Source organism: Bradyrhizobium sp. USDA 241 (genome assembly GCF_049739505.1).
Lineage (GTDB): Bacteria > Pseudomonadota > Alphaproteobacteria > Rhizobiales > Xanthobacteraceae > Bradyrhizobium > Bradyrhizobium liaoningense.
On sequence record NZ_JBMGPZ010000004.1, the window covers coordinates 2222272 to 2243179 of the forward strand.

Consider the following 20908-nt stretch of genomic DNA (forward strand, 5'->3'; position numbering starts at 1 on the left):
TCTGATTCAAGCTCCATGCTGGAGTGCGGAGGCCAGCATGGATGACGCGCCCCTATTCGGAAGACATCCGTGAACGCGCCTTGGCTCGCGCTGACGCGGGCGAGACGGTTCGTTCGATCGCAGAGGCGCTACAGATCAGCCCCTCGTGCGTGACGAAGTGGAAGAACCTAAGGCGTGATACCGGAGGCCTGGCGCCCGGCCAGATCGGCGGCCACAAGAAGCGGGTTCTGTCGGATGCCAACGCCGACTGGCTGCGCAAACGCATTCGCTCGGGGCCATTCACCTTGCGCAAGCTGACGCAGGAGCTGGCTGCACGGGGGATCAAGACAGACGTGCGGGCGGTGTGGACTTTTGTTCACGCCGAGGGGCTCAGCTTCAAAAAAAACGCTTCTACCAGCCGAGCAGGATCGCCCAGACGTCGCCCGTAAGCGGACCCGATGGAAAGCGCATCAAGGCAGGATTGACGTCACGCGGTTGGTTTTCATCGACGAGACGTGGATCAAGACCAATATGGCGCCGCTACGCGGCTGGGGGCCTTGTGGGCAGCGCCTCCAAGCATCTGCACCTTTCGGCCATTGGAAGACCATGACCTTCATCGCGGCGCTGCGTCATGATCGGATCAGTGCGCCTTGGGTGATTGATGGTCCCATCAATGGTGAACTCTTCACGCTGTACGTCGAGAAGGTGTTGGCACCCACCCTCGCACCGGGCGAGATCGTCGTTCTCGACAATCTTGGCAGCCACAAGGGCAAAGCGGCTCGCCAAGCTATCCGCGCCAGAGGAGCCCACCTTATCTTCTTGCCGCCCTACAGCCCTGACCTCAACCCGATCGAGCAGGTCTTCGCCAAACTCAAACACCTCATGCGATCCGCAGAACCTCGTGACGTGGAGGCAACCTGGCGGAAGGTTGGTGAACTCCTCGATCTCTTCTCCCAGGAGGAGTGCACCAACTACTTCAAAAACTCAGGCTATGTTTCCGTGTAAATACATCATGCTCTAAAGCGCGCGCCGATCCGGGACCCATAACCCCAGGGAGGAGTTGCGGCGCGAGATCGGCAACGGCGAGTCTTCGCCAAACATCTTCCTGTGGTTATGGGTCCCGGGTCTGCGCTGCGCTTGCCCGGGACGACAGTGGTGGTTGTCGCGCGAGCGTGGGTCTCATCTACGCGCGCCAAACATCAACTCTCGTAGGGTGGGCAAAGGCGCGACGCGCCGTGCCCACCATCCCATTCGGAATGTAGCAGTGGTGGGCACGCTTCGCTTTGCCCATCCTACTACCCGGAATCAGAGCTGAGTGATACGGCGGCCTTTGAAACGGCGTTGACGGACCTTTTTCTTGGTCCAGACGAAGGGCTCGGCTCTGTCGTTGTATGCGTTGACGTAGGCATCGATGTGTTCCTGAAGCTGCTTGAGGCTCGTGAAGGAGGTGCCGCTGAGCGACTGCCCCTGCAAGATGGAAAACCATACTTCGACCTGATTGAGCCATGACGCACTTGTCGGCGTGAAATGAAATTGCACGTTGGGGTGGGCCTTGAGCCAGTCCTCGTTCTTTTTATGGGTGTTGAGGTTGTCGAGGATGACGTGAAGCTTGCGGTTCGGAAAAGCCGCGGTGACGCTGTTCATGAAATCGAGAAACTCGACGCGGCGCCGGCGTTTTGAATGGGTCGCGATGATCTTTCCGGTGGCGACTTCGAGCGCCGCAAACAATGTTGTGGTGCCATGCCGCTTGTAATCGTGGCTTTGGCCGGTCAAGGCGCGGCCATTGGGCAACTTCAGATAACCCTGCGCTCGCTCCAAAGCCTGGATCGAGGGCTTCTCGTCCACGCACAGCACAATGGCCTTCGCCGGCGGCGCGACATAGAGGCCGACAACATCGGCGGCTTTGGCCGTAAAGTTCGGGTCGTTGCTCTCGCACCAGGACTTGCGAGCCACCAGGTCAATCTTGTGGCTGCGCAGGAACCGCCAGACATATTGGACATCGACATCGCCCAGCGCCTCGGCCAGCAGGGGGCCGGTCCAGCGCGCAAACCCTTGCGGTGGCGGCTTATCCAGCAGCTTCAGAATCCGCTTGTCGGTCGTCTTCGTATAGATCGGCTGCTTGCCAGGCCGCGGCTTGTCTTGCAGCCCTTCAAGGCCATGGTCGGCATAGCGATGCCGCCAAAGGCTGACAATCCGCGGCTGGACCCCAACTTCCTTGGCGATCGACCGGGTGCTGCGCCCATCCGCCGCCAACAGAACTATCCGCGCCCGCTTCAAATCGCGCTGCAACGTCACCGGTGAGCGACAGCACGCCTCAAGCACCTTGCGATCTTTCCTCGAAAGGTGGACTTCTCTTGCTTCGGGTATCATCCCGACCTTGAATCACGACTCACGTTCCAAGAAAAGTGGGTACTACGATCTTCTGCTGACGAAGTAGAGGACGTCGGGTGTGGTTTGAAGGCAGCCACATAAATGGTGTCATCCCCGCCTAGTGCGCAATTGCGCACGGGGGCGGGGATCCTGGTATCTCCAAGTCTTCGCAAAATTACGGTCTGTGGCTATGGGTCCCGGGCTCGCGACTATGTCGCGCCCCGGGACGACAGTGGTGCTTGTGGAAGCGGGGCGGCCCCTCACTCCACCCCGATCGTCGTCAGATCCTGGAACCAGTGCTGCGCCTGCACGAACTGCTTGATCTTCGGCGACAGCGCGTGCGGGTTGGTGTCGTGGACCACCCAGACCAGCGCGGCATCGTCCACGATCAGCGCATGCGCCTGCGCCAGCAGCTCGTCCTGCTTGGTGGCATCGAAGGTCTGCTTGGCCTCGTCGATCAGCGCATCCACCTTCGGGTTCTTGTAGCCGCCCCAGTTGACGCCGACAGGCGCGATCTGCCCGGAATGGAAGAAGCGGACGATGGCGTAGAGCGGGTCCGAGGTGACATAGGCGATGTTGTTGGCGGTGATGCCGGCGTTCATCTCGTCGGCCGCGCCCTTGCGCCAATGCGTATAGAGCGTCTCGAGCTCGACCACCTTGAAATCGATGTCGATGCCGATCTCCTTGAAGCTCTGCTGCAGGAATTCGTTCATCGGCAGCGACAGCATCTGGCCGGTTCCGCCTTGCGCGATGATGAACGTGGTCTTCAGCGGCTTGGCCTTGGAGTAGCCGGCTTCCTCGACCAGCTTCCTGGCGGCGGCGAGATCATATTTCAGCTCGAACGTCGGTTTGCCGAACCATGGGCTTGACGGATCGACCTGACCCTTGGCGGGCTTGGCGAGGCCGTTCATCAGGCCGACGACTTCGTCGCGGTTGATCGCAAGGTTCAGCGCCTTGCGCAGGCGGATGTCGGTCCAGGGCGAGCCGGGCAGCACGCTGAGATGATAGTTCCAGACATGCGGCGTGACGTTGTCGACGAGCTTCATGCCGGCTGCTTTCAGCTGCGGCACGGCATCCGGCGCCGGCGTCTCGATCAGATCCACCTGGCCGGCAAGCAATGCATTGGTGCGCGTCAACGCTTCCGGCATCGGCACCAGCACGATCTTGTCGACCTTGGGAATCCGCTTCTTGTTCCAGTAGTCGGGGTTCTTGGTCAGCTCGGCGAGCTCGCGCGGCACCAGCTTGGTCAATTTGAACGGGCCGGTGCCCGAGGGCTGGCTGGCGAACTTGTCCCAATCCTTGCCCAGCTTTTCATACTGCGCCGGGCTCGACACCAGGAACCACAGCATCTGATACGGGAAGAAGGAGTCGACCGTCTTGGTGGTGATCTCCACGGTGAAGTCGTCGATCTTGGCGTAGCTGGCGACGGAGGGCAGGCGCGTCTTCACCTGCGCGCTCTGCCGCTTGTCGAATTGCGGCGCCTTGTCGTTGAGCACCTTGTCCAGATTCCAGATCACCGCATCGGCGTTGAACTCGCTGCCGTCGTGAAACTTCACGCCCTTGCGAAGCGTGAAGCGCCACTTGGTCTTGTCGGCATCGTCGACTTTCCATTCGGTGGCGAGGCCCGGCACCAGCTTGCCGGGGCGATCGGCGACGTCCATCTCCCAGGCGACCAGGGGATCGTAGATCGTGTAGGCCGTGAATTGGTAGGCGCCGGCGCCGCGATCGGGCTGGCCTGTCGTCAGCGGGATGTCCGCCATCGAGATGCCGTAACGCACCACCGTTTCGGCACGCGCCGAGATTGCGGAAACTGCCAGCGCAAGCACGGCGAGGCAGGTCGACAGACGAATACGCATAATCAAAGCTCCAGGGAGGGTCTGGGGCCGAACTTGCAATCTTGATGCCAGAATAGGCAGCGCGCCGATTTCGCCGGTGCGTCATCACAAGTACTTGTCGTCCCGAGGGCAATTTGCAGAATAAGTTTCTCCTTGGCATAGCCATTGCATACGAGTGCATCAAAATTAATCATCGAAAGCCGGAAAAGGATTGAGGCGATGCTTATCAAGAAGAACAAGACCCGCGCGGCGCTGATCGCGCTGTTGGCGCTCGGGAGCGTGGCCGCATGGCCGCGCGCGGTCAGCGCCGAGACCGTGCTGCGCATTGGCATGACCGCTGCCGATATTCCGCGCACCCTGGGTCAGCCCGATCAGGGCTTTGAAGGCAATCGCTTCACCGGCCTCACCATGTACGACGCGCTGACCGGCTGGGACCTGTCCTCTGCCGACAAGGCGAGCGTGGTGATCCCCGGTCTTGCCACCGAGTGGAAGGTCGACGATGCCGACAAGACCAAGTGGGTGTTCAAGCTGCGCCCCGGCGTCACGTTCCATGACGGCTCGCCGTTCAACGCCGATGCGGTCGTGTGGAACGTCGAGAAGGTGCTGAAGCAGGACGCGCCGCAATTCGACGCCAGCCAGGTCGGCGTCACCGCCTCGCGCATGCCGACGCTGGCCTCGGCGAAGAAGATCGACGACATGACGGTCGAACTCACCACCAAGGAGCCCGACAGCTTCCTGCCGATCAACCTCACCAACCTGTTCATGGCGAGCCCGGCGAAGTGGCAGGCCTTCTACGACAAGGCCGAAGGCGCCGATGCCAAGGCGAAGTCGCAGGCTGCCTGGACCGCGTTCGCCAAGGACGCCTCGGGCACCGGCCCGTGGAAGATGTCGAGCTTCACGCCGCGCGAACGGCTCGAGCTGGTCAAGAACGCGAACTATTGGGACAAGGCGCGCGTGCCCAAGATCGACAAGATGGTGCTCCTGCCGATGCCGGAAGCGAATGCGCGCACCGCGGCGCTGCTCTCGGGGCAGGTCGACTGGGTCGAAGCGCCTGCGCCGGACGCGCTGCCCGAGCTCAAGCAGCGCGGCTTCAAGCTCTACGCCAACGAGCAGCCGCACGTCTGGCCATGGCAATTCTCGCGCGTCGAAGGCTCGCCCTGGAACGACATCCGCGTGCGCAAGGCGGCGAACCTCTGCATCGACCGCGAAGGCCTCAGGGACGGTCTGCTCGCCGGCCTGATGGTGCCCGCAACCGGCACCTTCGAGCCTGGCCATCCCTGGCGCGGCAAGCCGACCTTCGAGATCAAGTACGACAAGGCGGCAGCGCAAAAGCTGATGCAGGAAGCGGGCTTCGGTCCCAACAAGAAGCTGACGGTCAAGACGCAGACGTCCGCGTCGGGCTCGGGACAGATGCAGCCGCTGGCGATGAACGAATATCTCCAGCAGGCGCTGGCCGAATGCTATTTCGATGTGAAGCTCGATGTCATCGAGTGGAATACGCTGTTCACCAACTGGCGCCGCGGCGCCAAGGACCCCTCGGCCAACGGCTCGAACGCGACCAACGTCACCTATGCGGCGATGGACCCGTTCTTCGCCCTGGTGCGCTTCCTGCAATCGGGCATGGCGCCGCCGGTCTCGAACAATTGGGGCTTCATTAACAACCCCAAATTCGACGAGCTGGTGAAGAAGGCGCGCCAGACCTTCGATCCCGCCGCACGTGATGCCGCGCTCGCCGAACTGCATGCGGCCTCCGTCGACGACGCGGCCTTCCTCTACGTCGCCCACGACGTCGGCCCGCGCGCGATGAGCCCGAAGGTGACGGGCGTCGTGCAGCCGAAGAGCTGGTTCATCGACTTCTCGCCGGTGTCGATCAAGCAGTAGTCGTAGCTTGCTCAGTGCACCCTCTCCCCCTGTGGGAGAGGGTGGCTTCGCGACAGCGAAGCCGGGTGAGGGATTTCTCTCCGCGGAGAGGCTCTCTCTCGTTTGAAATGCTGTAGCCGCGGAAACAACCCCTCATCCGGCGCTTGCGCGCCACCTTCTCCCACAAGGGGAGAAGGAAGAAAGAAACAACGTGCTCGCCTATATCGCCCGACGCATCGTCTATGTCGTCCCCATCGTCATCAGCGTGGCGCTGGTGTGCTTCCTGCTCGTGCACATCACGCCGGGCGATCCGCTCGTCGCGGTGCTGCCGGCCGATGCATCGCAGGAGCTCGCCTCGCAGCTTCGCGCCGCCTATGGCTTCGACCGGCCGCTGCCGGTGCAGTTCGGCCTCTGGCTGCTTCGTGCCCTGCATGGCGATCTCGGCAATTCCATCGCCACCGGACGCCCCGTGCTGGCCGAGGTCATGCGCGCGGTCGGCAACACCGCCACGCTCGCGATTGCCGCGGCCATCATCGGCTTCACGATGGGCATCCTGCTCGGCCTGATCGCCGGCTATTTTCGCGAGACCTGGATCGACAAGGTCGCAACGTCCTTTGCCATCGCCGGCGTCTCCGTGCCGCATTACTGGCTCGGCATGCTGCTCGTCATCATCTTCTCGGTTCAGCTCAACTGGCTGCCCGCCGTCGGCGCCGGGCCCAGCGGCTCCAATTCCTGGGCCTGGGACTGGGCGCATCTGAAATATCTCGTTCTGCCGGCGATCACGACATCGGTGATTCCCATGGGCATCGTCACCCGCACGGTGCGTGCCCTCACCGGTGACATTCTCTCGCAGGATTTCGTCGAAGCCTTGCGGGCCAAGGGCCTGCACGAGCGCGGCGTGTTCCGCCACGTCGTCAAGAACGCCGCGCCCACTGCGCTTGCCGTGATGGGTCTTCAGCTCGGTTACATGCTCGGCGGCTCGATCCTGATCGAGACCGTATTCTCCTGGCCGGGTTCGGGCTTCCTGCTCAACTCCGCGATCTTCCAGCGCGACCTGCCGCTGCTACAGGGTACGATCCTGATCCTGGCGCTGTTCTTTGTGTTCCTCAATCTGCTGGTCGACATCGCCCAAGCCGCGATCGACCCGCGTATCAAGCGGGGCTAGCCGATGAGCGAGCTTCCGCTTCACGCCACCGCCGACGCCGCGCTGCAGGCCGCGCCCGCGACCAAGGCGCGCGGCTATTGGGCGACGGTCGGCCGCCGTATCATGCGCGACAAGGTCAGCATGGCCTGCGCGCTGGTGCTGCTGCTGATCTTCCTCTCGGCGGTCCTTGCGCCATGGCTGGGTCTCGAAGATCCCTACAAGGGCTCGATGATCCGCCGCCTGCGCCACATCGGCACGGCCGGCTATCCGCTCGGCACCGACGAACTCGGCCGCGACATGCTGGCGCGGCTGATCTACGGCGGCCGGCTGTCGCTGGTCATCGGCATCCTGCCCGTGATCCTCGCCTTCTGCATCGGCACCTCGCTCGGCATCATTGCCGGCTATGTCGGCGGCAAGCTCAACACCGCGATCATGCGCACGGTCGACGTGTTCTATGCCTTTCCGTCCGTGCTGCTGGCGATCGCGATCTCCGGCGCGCTCGGGGCCGGCATCCTCAACTCCATCGTGTCGTTGACGGTGGTGTTCGTGCCGCAGATCACCCGCGTCGCCGAGAGCGTCACGACCGGCGTGCGCAACATGGATTTCGTCGAGGCCGCGCGCGCCTCCGGCGCCGGGCCCTTCACCATCATGCGCGTGCACATCCTCGGCAACGTGCTCGGTGCGATCTTCGTCTATGCCACGAGCCTGATCTCGGTCTCGATGATCCTGGCGGCCGGTCTCTCCTTTCTCGGTCTCGGCACAAAACCGCCGGAGCCGGAATGGGGCCTGATGCTGAACACGCTGCGGACCGCGATCTACGTCAATCCCTGGGTCGCAGCATTGCCGGGCGCGATGATCTTCGCGGTCTCGATCTGCTTCAACCTGCTCTCGGACGGCCTGCGTAGCGCCATGGACATCAGGAACTGACGAATGATGATGCAGAATCACAATGGCGCCGCACGGAAGGTCGTCATGCCCGGGCTTGTCCCGGGCATCCACGTTCTTCGTTCCGCGTGGCAAGGCGTGGATGGCCGGGACAAGCCCGGCCATGACGGCGTGGAGGCTTTAGTACCAGCCATATGGGGTTGCCCCGCCGGGATCGGGAAAAGTGTAGGGCGGCTGCCATGAGCGAGAATGCCTCTGTCGCCATGCTGGAGCCGGTCGAGGACGTCGGCGGCGTCGCGCAGCCGCTGCTTCAGGTCAACGGCCTGACGAAGCATTTCCCGGTGCGCGGCGGGCCGTTCGCCGCCAAGCGTACCGTGCGCGCCGTCGACAACGTCTCGTTCACCGTCGCCAAGGGCGAGACGGTCGGCATCGTCGGCGAGTCCGGTTGCGGCAAGTCAACCACCGCGCGGCTGCTGATGCATCTGATGCCGCGCGACGACGGCGACATCATCTATGACGGCATGACAATTGGCCAATCGCTGAGCCTGCGCGAATTGCGCCGCGGCATGCAGATGGTGTTCCAGGACTCCTACGCCTCGCTCAATCCGCGCCTCACCATCGAGGAATCGATCGCCTTCGGCCCCAAGGTGCACGGCATGGCCGACGCCACGGCACGCGCGCTCGCTCGCGAGCTGCTCGGCAAGGTCGGCTTGCGTCCGGAAACCTTCGCCAACCGCTATCCGCACGAGATCTCCGGCGGCCAGCGCCAACGCGTCAACATCGCGCGGGCACTGGCGCTGTCGCCGCGGCTGGTGATCCTGGACGAAGCCGTCTCGGCGCTCGACAAATCGGTCGAGGCGCAGGTGCTCAACCTCCTGGCCGATCTCAAGCGCGAGTTCGGCCTGACCTATCTGTTCATCAGCCACGACCTCAACGTGGTCCGCTACATCTCGGACCGCGTGCTGGTGATGTATCTCGGCGAGGTCGTTGAGCTCGGCCCGGTCGACCAGGTCTGGGACGCGCCTGCCCACCCCTACACGCGTGCCCTTCTCGCGGCGATGCCGTCGTCGGATCCCGACAAGCGCACCGAGACGCCGCCGATATCAGGCGATCCGCCCAATCCGATCGATCCGCCCCCGGGCTGCCGCTTCCACACCCGTTGTCCGTTTGCGGAGCCGCTCTGCGCAAACGCGACACCAAAGCTCACCGCGCTCGATAGAATGGGCCACGAGGCCGCGTGCTACATGGCTATACCGGGTTCAGGCCATAGCCGCGCGCCCAGGGAGAAGACCGTATGACCAGACCGACACCGAAAGACATCAAGCCGATCGCGCTGGTTGCAGGCGTGCCCGTGGACGACGAGATCGCAACCCGCATCTCCAATGCCATCGGACCTGCCTTCGAGGGCTTCGCGGCCATCGCCGGCACGCTGCCGTTCGACCTCGAGCCCGCCGGCTACGTGCTCGCGCAGACGCAGAAGGTGTCGAAATGAGCACCGAACCCGCATTGATGACGCTCACCGGGGTCGCGCGTGCGATCGCGACGAAGCAGCTGTCCTCGCACGAGGTGACGCGCGCGCTGTTGCATCGCATCACGCAGTGGCAGCCGCACCTCAATGCCTTCATGTCGATCGAGGCAGAGGTTGCGTTGAAGGCGGCCGATGCAGCCGATGCCGAGCTTGCCAAGGGCAACGTCCGTGGTCCGCTGCACGGCGTGCCGCTCGCGCACAAGGATATGTATTACGACGCGGGCCACGTCGCGACCTGTGGCTCGCTGATCCGCCGCGACTTCGTGCCGACCGTGACCTCCACGGCCTTGCAGCGATTGAAGGACGCCGGCCAGGTCCGCCTCGGCACGCTACATCTGGCCGAATTCGCCTACGGCCCGACCGGCCACAACGCTCATTACGGCCCGGTGCGCAATCCCTGGAATGTCGCCCACATCACGGGCGGGTCGTCATCCGGCTCTGGCTCCGCGGTCGCCGCGCGCCTGACCTATGCGGCGCTCGGCTCGGATACCGGCGGCTCGATCCGCATGCCCGCGCACTTCTGCGGCGTCACCGGTCTCAAGACCACGGTCGGCCGCGTCAGCCGTGCCGGCGCGATGCCGCTGTCGCAATCGCTCGACACCGTCGGCCCGCTGGCCCGCACTGCCGAGGACTGCGCGCTGTTGTTGGCGCTGATGGCCGGCCCCGATCCCGCCGATTCGACCTGCAGCCACGAGCCGCTCTCGGACTACGTCGGCGCGACCAAAGGCGCGCTGAAGGGCCTCAAGATCGGCGTGCCGGTCTCTTTCTATGTCGACAATCTCGACAGCGAGGTTGCGCGCGTGCTGGACGAGACCATCGCAGTGCTCAAGCGCGAGGGTGCCGACATCGTCAAGGTCGAGCTGCCGGACCAGCGGCAATTGTCCTCGGCCAGCCAGCTCGTGCTCGCCGCGGAAGCCGCCGCCTTCCACAAGCGCTGGATGATCGAGCGTCCGCAGGATTATGGCGCGCAGGTCCTGATGCGGCTCCAGAACGGACTCGCCGTTCCCGCCATCACCTATCTCGAGGCCATGCGCTGGCGCGGGCCGGCGCTCGCCGCGCACAACGCCGCGACGTCAGGCGTCGATGCGGTGATCGCACCGGCCTCGCCAGTGCCGGCACCGACGATCGAGGAGAGCGACGTCGGCGGCGGCCCGAACGCGCCGGCGCTGCTGCAGCGACTCACGCTGTTCACCCGTCCGGTGAATTTCCTCGGCCTGCCGTCGCTCACCGTGCCCTCCGGCTTCACGAAGACCGGCCTGCCGGTCGGGATGCAGCTGATCGGTCGTTCCTTCGACGAAGCGACCTTGCTCACCATCGGCGCGGCCTTCCAGCGCGCCACCGACTATCACGATCGATTGCCGAAACTGCCGTCATGACAAAGCTCGTCGAGATCTCGGGCCTCAACATCCGCTTCACCGGCGAGCGCACGGTCTATGCCGTGAACGATCTCAGCCTCTCGCTCGGCAACAGCGAGGTGCTGGGCCTGCTCGGCGAGTCCGGTTCGGGCAAGAGCGTGACACTGCGTGCGCTGATGCGGCTATTGCCGAAGAAGCGCACGCAGATCACGGGCACGGTCAACGTGCTGGGCCGCGACGTGCTCGCCATGAACGACGAGGAGCTGTCGTCGTTTCGCGGCCAGACCGTGTCGATGATCTTCCAGGAGCCGGCGCTCGCGCTCGATCCGGTCTACACCATCGGGGCGCAGATCGCCGAAAGCGTCGTGCGCCACGAAGGCAAGAGTTTCGCGGAAGGAAGGGCGCGGGCGCTCGAAATGCTCGAGGTCGTGCGCATCCCTTCGGCGAAGCGCCGGCTCGACGCCTATCCGCACGAGATGTCCGGCGGCATGCGTCAGCGCGCGATGATCGCGCTCGCGCTCGCCTGCCGTCCCAAGATCCTGCTGGCGGACGAGCCGACCACCGCGCTCGATGCCACCGTGCAGATCCAGATCCTGCTGCTGCTGCGCGAGTTGCAGCGCGAGTTCGGCATGTCCGTCATCTTCGTCACCCACGACATCGGCGTCGCCATCGAGATCTGCGACCGCGTCGCGGTGATGTATGCTGGCCAGATCGTGGAGCAGGGCACGCTTCGCGACATCGTCCGCTCGCCGGTGCATCCCTACGCCAAGGGCCTGCTCGCTTCGACCATCCATGGCGCCAAGCGCGGCGCCCGCCTGGAGACCATTCCCGGCACTCCGCCCTCGCTGGCGGAAAAGCCGCACAACTGCTCCTTCGCTCCCCGCTGCAGGCTCGCAGAGCCGCGCTGCCTGGAGCAATTGCCCGCGAATGTCGAGGTTGGACCGGGCCGGGCGGCGAGATGCGTGCTGGCGGAGCCGGTCACCGTGGTGTCATAGTCCCGGATGAGTTGAGCTAAAGCATGATCCGGAAAAGTGTGCAGCGGTTTTCCGAAAGATCATGCTCGAACAATGCCCTAAAGCGCGATGACGATCTTGATCGCATCGCGCTTTAGACTACGCGAGCCTTGCCGCCAGTATTCACACCTCATTCATCCCGGTTCGCGTTCCATGGCGCCCTTCACGGAGAGGGGACCGCACTGATGCACATTTCCAACGAAGGCCTGCTCGTCATCCTGTTCGTCGGCCTGGTCGCCGGCTGGCTCGCCGGCAAGGTGGTGCGCGGGACCGGGTTCGGAATCATCGGCGACATCGTGGTCGGCATCGCCGGCGCGCTGGTGGCGAGCTTCCTGTTTCCGAAGCTCGGCATTCGTCTTGGCACAGGGCTCGTCTCCGAAATCGTCTACTCCGCCATCGGCGCCGTCATTCTGCTGGTCGTCGTGCGCCTGGTGCGTGGCGGGGGCAGGTTCTAGGCATGATCCGGAAAAGTGCGCAGCGGTTTTCCGAAAAGATCATGCTTAAACAACAACCTAAAGCGCGATGACGATTCATCCTATTCGCATCGCGCCTTAGCCCCGCATTCGGCAGCGGGAACCTCCAGCCTCGCCGTTTTCCCGGAAGAGACTGAAAGCCTGCAAGAAAAAGCCGCAAGCCTGTGAAATTCCGGGCTTGCGCGTAAGGCCGTCAGGGGTAGATGTGGCCCATCAGGGCTCTGGATGAACTCGCCTGCGTTGGACGCCGGGCGAACAGGATGTTAATCCGGGGCGAGTACCCTGAATTGCCCGTGAAATCAGGGGCTTTGCCCCCTAGCCGAAAGAGATCAGACTGATGGCAGCCATCCCTGGCGTCCGCCGTTCAGAGCTCGGTGACGCCTTGCGCGCTTGTCGCACGGCATTCATCGGCGTCGGCTTGATGAGCTGCATGATCAACCTGCTCTATCTGACCGGGTCGATCTTCATGCTGGAGGTCTACGACCGGGTGCTGCCGAGCCGCAGCATCCCGACCCTGGTCGGCCTCATCATCCTCGCCAGCTTCCTCTACATGGCGCAGGGCGTGCTCGACATGATTCGCAACCGCATCCTGGGGCGGATCGGTACGTCGCTCGACGAGGCCCTCAACAAGCGCGTGTTCGACACCATCGTGCGCCTGCCGCTTCTGGTCGGCAGCCGCAACGAGGGCCTCCAGCCGCTGCGCGATCTCGACAACGTCCGTTCCTTTCTCGGCGGCATGGGCCCGAGCGCTTTCTTCGATCTGCCCTGGCTGCCGCTCTATCTCGCCATCTGCTTCGCCTTCCACGTCCTGATCGGCGTCACCGCGCTGATCGGCGCCATCATCCTGGTCGGCCTGACGCTGGTCACCGAGTTCATGTCCCGCCAGCCGGCACACGAGGCGATGGGGCTCGCCGCCCAGCGCAACGATCTCGCCCAGGCCAGCCGCCGCAACGCCGAGGTAATGGTGTCGATGGGCATGGCCGGACGGATGAACCAGCGCTGGAGCGAAGCCAACGAAAAATACCTTGCCGGCAATCAGCGTGCGAGCGACGTCGCCGGCGGTCTCGGCGCGGTCGCAAAGGTGCTGCGGATGATGCTGCAATCGGCTGTGCTCGCGGTCGGCGCCTATCTCGTCATCCACCAGGAGGCGACGGCCGGCATCATCATCGCCGGCTCGATCCTCTCCGCCCGCGCGCTCGCTCCGGTCGATCTCGCCATTGCGCATTGGAAATCCTTCGTCGCCGCACGCCAGAGCTGGCACCGCCTCACCCGCCTGTTGGAGCAGATGCCGGCGCAGGCGATGCCGACCCAGTTGCAGGCGCCCACCAGCCGGCTCTCGGTCGAAGGCCTCGCCATGGTGCCGCCCGGCGATCAGCGGCTCGTGGTGCAGGACGTCACCTTCGCGCTCGCCGCAGGCAATGGCCTCGGCGTGATCGGTCCGAGCGGCTCCGGCAAGTCGTCATTGATCCGCGCGCTGGTCGGGGTCTGGCAGCCGGTGCGCGGCAAGGTACGGCTTGACGGGGCCGCGCTCGATCAATGGTCGTCCGACATGCTCGGCCGCCACATCGGCTATCTGCCGCAGGACGTCGAACTGTTCGGCGGCACCATCGCGCAGAACATCAGCCGCTTCGATCCCGAGGCGACCTCCGACGCGATCATCGCCGCGGCCAAGGAGGCCGGCGTGCACGAGATGATCATCAAGATGCGCGAGGGCTACAACACGCAGGTCGGCGAGCAGGGCGCCGCGCTCTCCGCGGGCCAGGCGCAGCGCGTGGCGCTGGCGCGCGCGCTCTACGGCAGGCCATTCCTGGTCGTGCTCGACGAGCCCAACTCCAACCTCGACACCGAAGGCGACGAGGCGCTGACCCGCGCCATTCGCTCGGCGCGGGAGCGCGGTGCCATCGTCGTCGTTGTGGCGCACCGCCCGATCGGCGTCGAGGCGGTCGACCAGATCCTGGTGCTGCGCGACGGCCGCATGCAGGCGTTCGGCCCCAAGGAGCAGGTCCTCGCCCAGATGCTGCAGCCGCGCGCGACGCCGCCGGCACCGATCAAGATCGTCAGCGAAGGCGGAGTGGCCAAATCATGAGCACAAAGTCATGAGCACGTTGGCTATCGGCGGAACGAAGCCCGCCGCCAAGAAGACTGTAGGTGATTCCATCAGGTTTCACCTGGTCCTCGGCCTCACCATCGTGCTGGTCCTGGTCGTCGGCCTCGGCGGCTGGGCGTCGACCGTGCTGATCTCGGGCGCGCTGATCGCGCCGGGGCAGATCGTTGTCGAATCCAACGTCAAGAAGGTGCAGCATCCGACCGGCGGCGTGGTCGGCGAGGTGCGCGCCCGCGACGGCGACCGGGTCAAGGCCGGCGACATCGTGGTGCGGCTCGACGACACCGTGACCAAGGCCAACCTTGCCATCGTCACCAAGAATCTCGACGCCGCGCAGGCGCGCGCGGCGCGACTCCAGGCCGAGCAGCGCGGACTCGACAGCATCGAGTTCCCGCAAACGCTGATCGAGCGCGCCAGCGATCCCGACGTCAAGGTGCTGCTCTCGGCCGAAACCAAGCTGTTCGACGTCCGCGTCAACGGCCGCACCGGGCAGAAGGCGCAGCTGCGCGAGCGCATCACGCAGCTCAACGAGGAAATCTCCGGTCTCAGCGCCCAGGAGAAGGCCAAGGACCAGGAGATCGCGCTGGTGCAGAACGAGCTCACCGGCGTGCGCGAGCTCTACGAAAAGCGCCTGGTGCAGATCTCGCGCCTGACCCAGCTCGAACGCGACTCGGCACGTCTCAACGGCGAGCGCGCGCAGTACATCGCCTCGCGCGCCCAGGCCAAGGGCAAGATCACCGAGACCGAGCTCCAGATCATCCAGATCGACAAGGACGTGGTCAGCGAGGTCTCCAAGGACCTGCGCGAGACCAACGACAAGATCGGCGAGCTGATCGAGCGCAAGGTTGCCGCCGAAGACCAGCTCCGCCGCATCGACATCCGCGCGCCGCAGGACGGCATGGTGCTGCAATCGACCGTGCATACCGTCGGCGGCGTCGTCACGGCCGGCGATACCTTGATGCTGATCGTGCCGCAGACCGACGATCTCCAGGTCGAGGCCAAGGTCAATCCGGTCGATATCGACAAGCTCCAGATCGGCCAGAAGACGCTGCTGCGCCTCTCCGCGTTCAACCAGCGCACCACGCCGGAGCTCAACGGCGTCGTCAGCCGCGTCTCGCCCGACGTCACCACCGACCAGCGCACCGGCCAGGGCTACTACACCATCCGCGTCTCGATGCCGCCCGAGGAGGTCGCCCGGCTCGGCGACGTCAAGATGATTCCCGGCATGCCCGTGGAGGCCTTCGTCCAGACCGGCGACCGCACCATGCTGTCCTATCTGATGAAGCCGCTGCACGACCAGTTGATGCGCGCGTTCAGGGAGAAGTGACGCGCGAAAGCGCGTCATCCCGGAGCGCGCTTAGCGCGCATCCGGGATCTCGTGCGGCATACTCGGTCTCGTAGGGTGGGCAAAGGCGCAGCGCGCCGTGCCCACCATCTTTCTCCCGACGAGCATATTGGTGGGCACGCTTCGCTTTGCCCACCCTACGGCACCACCTTCTTTGCTATAGTTCGAGTCAAAGCCCCAATAACCCGGCGGTCGAACCATGCAATCTCCCCCCTCCATCGCCACCGAATCCTTCTCCGATGCGTCCGCGGCCGTGACCCGCCTCGAAGAGATCTACGAGCGCAACACGAAATTCCTGCGCGACCGGTTCGAGGCCTATGTCAATGGCGAGACCGTCACGACGCGGATGCGGGCCTATTATCCCTTTGTCCGCATCACCACCGTGACGCATGCGCGGCTGGATTCGCGCCTGTCTTACGGCTTCGTCGCAGTGCCCGGCGTGCACGAGACCAGCGTCACGCGGCCGGATCTGTTCCGCAGCTATCTCACCGAGCAGATCGGATTGCTGATCCAGAATCACGGCGTGCCGGTCGAGATCGGCGAATCCACCGAACCGATCCCGATCCACTTCGCCTATCGCCGCGACATCAATATCGAAGCCGCCATCACGACCAGCGAGAACTCCGCCGTCACGCGATCGCTGCGCGATGCGTTCGACGTGCCTGATCTCGCGACGATGGACGATGCGATCGCCGACGGCACCTTCGAGCTGCAGCCGGGGATGCCCAAGCCGCTGTCCCTGTTCCGCGCCGCCCGCATCGATTACTCGCTGCGACGGCTTTATCACTACACGGGCACCGATTCCGAATATTTCCAGAACTTCGTGATCTTCACCAACTACCAGTTCTATGTCGACGCCTTCGCGCAGCTCTGCCAGCAGCGTCTTCAGTCCGGCGAGGCGGGCCTCGACGCTTTCGTCGCGCCCGGCAACGTCATCACGCGCGGCGGCGGCGCGACGACGGGGGTTGCCCCCGCGCGCGCACCGCAGATGCCGGCCTTCCATCTGGTCGCGCCGGGTTATCGCGGCATCACGCTGATCAACATCGGCACCGGCCCGTCCAATGCGCGCAACGTCACCGACCATGTGGCCGTGCTGCGGCCGCATGCCTGGCTCATGCTCGGCCATTGTGCGGGCCTGCGCAATACGCAGCGGCTCGGCGACTACGTCCTCGCGCACGGCTATGTGCGCGAGGACCATGTGCTCGACCGCGAGCTGCCGCTGTGGGTGCCGATTCCTGCGCTCGCGGAGATGCAAGTCGCGCTCGAGGATGCGGTCGAGGATGTCACCGGGCTCGAAGGTTTCGAGCTGAAGCGCCTGATGCGCACGGGGACGGTGGCGAGCGTCGATAACCGCAACTGGGAGATTTCAGGGCCTGAAGTGATCCGCCGCCTGTCGCAATCGCGCGCGGTCGCGCTCGATATGGAATCAGCCGCCATCGCCGCCAACGGCTATCGCTTCCGTGTCCCCTATGGCACGCTGCTCTGCGTCTCGGATAAGCCGCTGCACGGCGAGATCAAGCTCGCGGGCATGGCCAGCGAGTTCTACCGCCGCCGCGTCGGCCAGCATCTCGAGATCGGCCTGAAGGCGCTGGAGCGGCTCAAGCAGCAGGAATCGGAGCGCCTGCATTCGCGAAAGCTCCGCAGTTTCGCCGAAGTCGCGTTCCAGTAGGTCGGGGCCCCCCTTTCATCCTTGCTGACAAGCCGGAGAATTTTTCGCATTGTCCGCGAGGGGGGCCGACCGGGACGCTTGCAATGCCGCTCACGCGCGACAAGATCATTGGCCATGATCTCGAACGTCTGGCCTTTCGCTTCACCATGCTGAACGATGGCGAGGTCGTGCAGTGCCAGATCAGCGACGCTGCCATGGACGAGCTCGCGGGCATGCAGGGCACCGAGAGCAGCGCGCGCCAGGCACAATTTTTGTCGCTGCGCGAAACCATCGAACGCATTGCGTCGGACCTCTACGACGAAGCGCCGCGCTTTCACGGCTATGTGGTACGGATTTTCATGAGGCATTAGAGACGGTAGGCCTACATATTCCGCTGTCATGCCCCGGCTTGACCGGGGCGTCCAGTACGCCGCGGCGTATCGATTCAATCACAACGGTCTCAGCGTACTGGATCGCCCGGTCAAGCCGGGCCATGACAGTGGTGTTGGTGGTGAGAATGTCTCGATTCGCTCACAGCGCAGCTGCTCACCCCTCCAGCTTCCTCAGCAACAACTTCAGTGCTGTCGCTGCAAACACCTGCATGTTCGCAAACCGGTCGCTGCTGCCCGTCTCCAGCGTCATCACCTCCGCGGCGGGTCCTGCGACCGCCATGCAGCTATGGCCCGCAGCGTCGCCGTAGCGGTTGCCGGTGGGGCCCGCCGCACCGGTCTCGGACAGGCCCCATTCACAATTGAAGCGGCTGCGCATCTGTTCGGCCAGCAATTGCGCGTAGGGCTCCGACGACGACCGAAAACCCCTCATGCCGTCATCCGAAATATCCATCAGCACCTGTCTGGCATCGCGGGTGTAGACCACCGCGCCGCCGAGGTAATAGGCGGAGGCGCCGGGCACCGCGAGCAGGCTGGCCGAGATCAGGCCGCCGGCCGATGATTCCGCAACCGCGATGGTCTGTTTGCGCGCGATCAGTTGGGCCGCGACCCGTTCCGCAATGCCGACGAGCTCTTTCATCCCTAAACCCCTCATTCCTTCGCAACCGAGCTGCGCCTTCCTAGTACCCACTTTTCTTGGAACGTGAGTCGTGATTCAAGGTCGGGATGATACCCGAAGCAAGAGAAGTCCACCTTTCGAGGAAAGATCGCAAGGTGCTTGAGGCGTGCTGTCGCTCACCGGTGACGTTGCAGCGCGATTTGAAGCGGGCGCGGATAGTTCTGTTGGCGGCGGATGGGCGCAGCACCCGGTCGATCGCCAAGGAAGTTGGGGTCCAGCCGCGGATTGTCAGCCTTTGGCGGCATCGCTATGCCGACCATGGCCTTGAAGGGCTGCAAGACAAGCCGCGGCCTGGCAAGCAGCCGATCTATACGAAGACGACCGACAAGCGGATTCTGAAGCTGCTGGATAAGCCGCCACCGCAAGGGTTTGCGCGCTGGACCGGCCCCCTGCTGGCCGAGGCGCTGGGCGATGTCGATGTCCAATATGTCTGGCGGTTCCTGCGCAGCCACAAGATTGACCTGGTGGCTCGCAAGTCCTGGTGCGAGAGCAACGACCCGAACTTTACGGCCAAAGCCGCCGATGTTGTCGGCCTCTATGTCGCGCCGCCGGCGAAGGCCATTGTGCTGTGCGTGGACGAGAAGCCCTCGATCCAGGCTTTGGAGCGAGCGCAGGGTTATCTGAAGTTGCCCAATGGCCGCGCCTTGACCGGCCAAAGCCACGATTACAAGCGGCATGGCACCACAACATTGTTTGCGGCGCTCGAAGTCGCCACCGGAAAGATCATCGCGACCCATTCAAAACGCCGGCGCCGCGTCGAGTTTCTCGATTTCATGAACAGCGTCACCGCGGCTTTTCCGAACCGCAAGCTTCACGTCATCCTCGACAACCTCAACACCCATAAAAAGAACGAGGACTGGCTCAAGGCCCACCCCAACGTGCAATTTCATTTCACGCCGACAAGTGCGTCATGGCTCAATCAGGTCGAAGTATGGTTTTCCATCTTGCAGGGGCAGTCGCTCAGCGGCACCTCCTTCACGAGCCTCAAGCAGCTTCAGGAACACATCGATGCCTACGTCAACGCATACAACGACAGAGCCGAGCCCTTCGTCTGGACCAAGAAAAAGGTCCGTCAACGCCGTTTCAAAGGCCGCCGTATCACTCAGCTCTGATTCCGGGTACTAGCATATGCCGGCGGCCCCGGCTGAGTTGCGGGCGGCGGGCAGGCCTGCTTGAATGCGGGCACGAGACAAGAATTGACGAGGAAACGTGAAGGAGACGTCATGGCGTCCCTGATCGCCGGCGGGGTGGACTGCGATGTGCATCCGGCCGTGCCGCATCTGACCAGCCTGCTGCCGTACCTGAACGATTATTGGCGCGATCAGGTGACGACGCGCGGCATGGTCGACCTCGTCTCGCAATCCTATCCGCCGAACTCGCCGATTACGGCACGGCCCGACTGGCGGCCCGAGCAGGGCAAGCCGGGCGAGAGTCTGGCGGACATGCAGCGCCATGTGCTCGATCCCTTCCAGCTCGAGCATGCCATCTGCAATCCGCTGTACGGCGTGCAGATGGTGTTCTCCGAGGACATGCAGGCCGCCTTCTGCCGCGCGCTGAACGACTGGCTGGCGAAGGAATGGCTCGATCGCGATCCTCGTCTGCGTGGCTCGATCGTGATCCCGACGCAAAGCGTCGAGAAGGCCGTCGCCGAGATCGAGCGCTGCGCCCCGGACAAGCGCTTCGTGCAGGTCCTGATGCTGGTCATGGGCGACGTGCCGCTCGGCAAGCGCGCGTTGTGGCCGATCTATGAGGCCGCGGAGCGGCTGGAACTGCCGGTCGGCATTCATGCCGGTTCCGCCTATCATAATCCGCCGACCGCGGTGGGGTGGGGGTCCTACCACATCGAGGACTATGTCGGGCAGGCCCAGGCGTTCCAGACCCAGCTCACCAGCCTGATCGTCGAAGGCGTGTTCGCCAAATATCCGCGGCTGAAAATGGTGATGCTGGAGTCCGGCGTTTCCTGGATCGCGCCCTATCTCTGGCGCCTGCACAAGTTCTGGCGGGGTGCGGATGGAGACGCCCTGGGTCGATCGCGCGCCGCTGGAGATTGTGCGCAGCAACATCCGCTTTTCGTTACAGCCTTTTGATGCGCCGCCGGAACCAGAGACATTAATTCGCCTGTTTGATCATATGCAGTCGGACGAATTGGTCCTATTCTCCACGGACTATCCGCACTGGCAGTTCGACGGCCAGGACGCGCTGCCCGAAGGTCTGTCCCCCGATCTCGTGCGCAAGATCATGATCGACAATCCGCATGCAACCTATCCCCGCCTGACGTGAGCCGCTGCCAAAGGAGGCAAG

Annotated in this window: 17 protein-coding genes and 1 pseudogene; 15 read left to right on the forward strand and 3 right to left on the reverse strand. The window is 64.0% G+C overall.

Going from position 1 to position 20908, the window contains the following annotated elements; translation table 11 throughout:
* Window positions 1-41: 41 nt before the first annotated feature.
* A protein-coding gene (locus tag ABIF91_RS20300) for an IS630 family transposase (protein ID WP_100213571.1) occupies window positions 42-984 on the forward strand; the annotation gives its coding sequence in 2 pieces (ribosomal slippage) (window positions 42-377 and window positions 379-984; 942 coding nt in all).
* Window positions 985-1284: 300 nt separating this feature from the next.
* Here the strand turns inward: ABIF91_RS20300 and ABIF91_RS20305 are convergent.
* Window positions 1285-2349, reverse strand: a complete 1065-nt coding sequence (locus tag ABIF91_RS20305) for an IS630-like element ISRj1 family transposase (protein ID WP_026192128.1) — start codon at window positions 2347-2349, stop codon at window positions 1285-1287.
* A gap of 260 nt (window positions 2350-2609) precedes the next feature.
* Window positions 2610-4205, reverse strand: a complete 1596-nt coding sequence (locus ABIF91_RS20310; protein WP_028179612.1) for an ABC transporter substrate-binding protein — start codon at window positions 4203-4205, stop codon at window positions 2610-2612.
* A gap of 198 nt (window positions 4206-4403) precedes the next feature.
* Between ABIF91_RS20310 and ABIF91_RS20315 the strand changes: the two genes are divergently transcribed.
* The 12 genes from ABIF91_RS20315 to ABIF91_RS20370 all read left to right on the forward strand — a co-directional run bounded on the left by ABIF91_RS20315 (window position 4404) and on the right by ABIF91_RS20370 (window position 17910).
* Entirely contained in the window at window positions 4404-6065 is a 1662-nt protein-coding gene (locus ABIF91_RS20315; protein WP_028179611.1) for an ABC transporter substrate-binding protein, read from the forward strand.
* Window positions 6066-6255: 190 nt separating this feature from the next.
* Complete coding sequence (locus ABIF91_RS20320) at window positions 6256-7209, forward strand: ABC transporter permease (protein ID WP_028179610.1); 954 nt, start codon at window positions 6256-6258, stop codon at window positions 7207-7209.
* 3 nt (window positions 7210-7212) lie between these two features.
* A complete protein-coding gene (locus ABIF91_RS20325; protein WP_035669569.1) occupies window positions 7213-8115 on the forward strand; it encodes an ABC transporter permease in 903 nt (300 codons plus the stop codon).
* A 197-nt stretch (window positions 8116-8312) separates the two neighbouring features.
* Window positions 8313-9371 carry an ABC transporter ATP-binding protein gene (locus ABIF91_RS20330; protein ID WP_028179608.1) on the forward strand — a complete coding sequence of 353 codons (1059 nt, stop codon included), beginning with the start codon at window positions 8313-8315 and terminating at the stop codon, window positions 9369-9371.
* Entirely contained in the window at window positions 9368-9565 is a 198-nt protein-coding gene (locus ABIF91_RS20335; RefSeq protein ID WP_028179607.1) for a hypothetical protein, read from the forward strand. Before ABIF91_RS20330 ends, ABIF91_RS20335 begins: the two co-directional genes overlap by 4 nt.
* Window positions 9562-10977 (forward strand): Asp-tRNA(Asn)/Glu-tRNA(Gln) amidotransferase GatCAB subunit A, encoded by a 1416-nt coding sequence (locus ABIF91_RS20340; protein ID WP_028179606.1) that lies wholly within the window; start codon window positions 9562-9564, stop codon window positions 10975-10977. The genes ABIF91_RS20335 and ABIF91_RS20340 overlap by 4 nt, the downstream gene beginning before the upstream one ends.
* Entirely contained in the window at window positions 10974-11951 is a 978-nt protein-coding gene (locus ABIF91_RS20345; protein ID WP_028179605.1) for an ABC transporter ATP-binding protein, read from the forward strand. The genes ABIF91_RS20340 and ABIF91_RS20345 overlap by 4 nt, the downstream gene beginning before the upstream one ends.
* 203 nt (window positions 11952-12154) lie before the next feature.
* Complete coding sequence (locus tag ABIF91_RS20350) at window positions 12155-12424, forward strand: GlsB/YeaQ/YmgE family stress response membrane protein (protein ID WP_028179604.1); 270 nt, start codon at window positions 12155-12157, stop codon at window positions 12422-12424.
* Between the two features lie 355 nt (window positions 12425-12779).
* Complete coding sequence (locus ABIF91_RS20355; protein ID WP_028179603.1) at window positions 12780-14528, forward strand: type I secretion system permease/ATPase; 1749 nt, start codon at window positions 12780-12782, stop codon at window positions 14526-14528.
* Window positions 14529-14538: 10 nt separating this feature from the next.
* A complete protein-coding gene (locus ABIF91_RS20360) occupies window positions 14539-15873 on the forward strand; it encodes an HlyD family type I secretion periplasmic adaptor subunit (RefSeq protein ID WP_028179602.1) in 1335 nt (444 codons plus the stop codon).
* Between the two features lie 217 nt (window positions 15874-16090).
* Window positions 16091-17560, forward strand: a complete 1470-nt coding sequence (locus tag ABIF91_RS20365; RefSeq protein WP_028179601.1) for an AMP nucleosidase — start codon at window positions 16091-16093, stop codon at window positions 17558-17560.
* An 83-nt stretch (window positions 17561-17643) separates the two neighbouring features.
* Window positions 17644-17910, forward strand: a complete 267-nt coding sequence (locus ABIF91_RS20370) for a DUF1488 family protein (protein WP_424579332.1) — start codon at window positions 17644-17646, stop codon at window positions 17908-17910.
* Window positions 17911-18085: 175 nt separating this feature from the next.
* On the opposite strand, the gene ABIF91_RS20375 is transcribed toward ABIF91_RS20370, so the two are convergent.
* On the reverse strand, window positions 18086-18568 hold the full coding sequence (locus ABIF91_RS20375; RefSeq protein WP_035669582.1) for a CinA family protein: 483 nt from the start codon (window positions 18566-18568) through the stop codon (window positions 18086-18088).
* 86 nt (window positions 18569-18654) lie between these two features.
* Here ABIF91_RS20375 and ABIF91_RS20380 point away from each other — a divergent pair, with 86 nt between their 5' ends.
* Both ABIF91_RS20380 and ABIF91_RS20385 read left to right on the forward strand, forming a co-directional pair.
* Window positions 18655-19719 (forward strand): IS630-like element ISRj1 family transposase, encoded by a 1065-nt coding sequence (locus ABIF91_RS20380; protein ID WP_026192128.1) that lies wholly within the window; start codon window positions 18655-18657, stop codon window positions 19717-19719.
* 111 nt (window positions 19720-19830) lie between these two features.
* Window positions 19831-20887: pseudogene (locus ABIF91_RS20385) on the forward strand (amidohydrolase family protein).
* Window positions 20888-20908 lie beyond the last annotated feature (21 nt).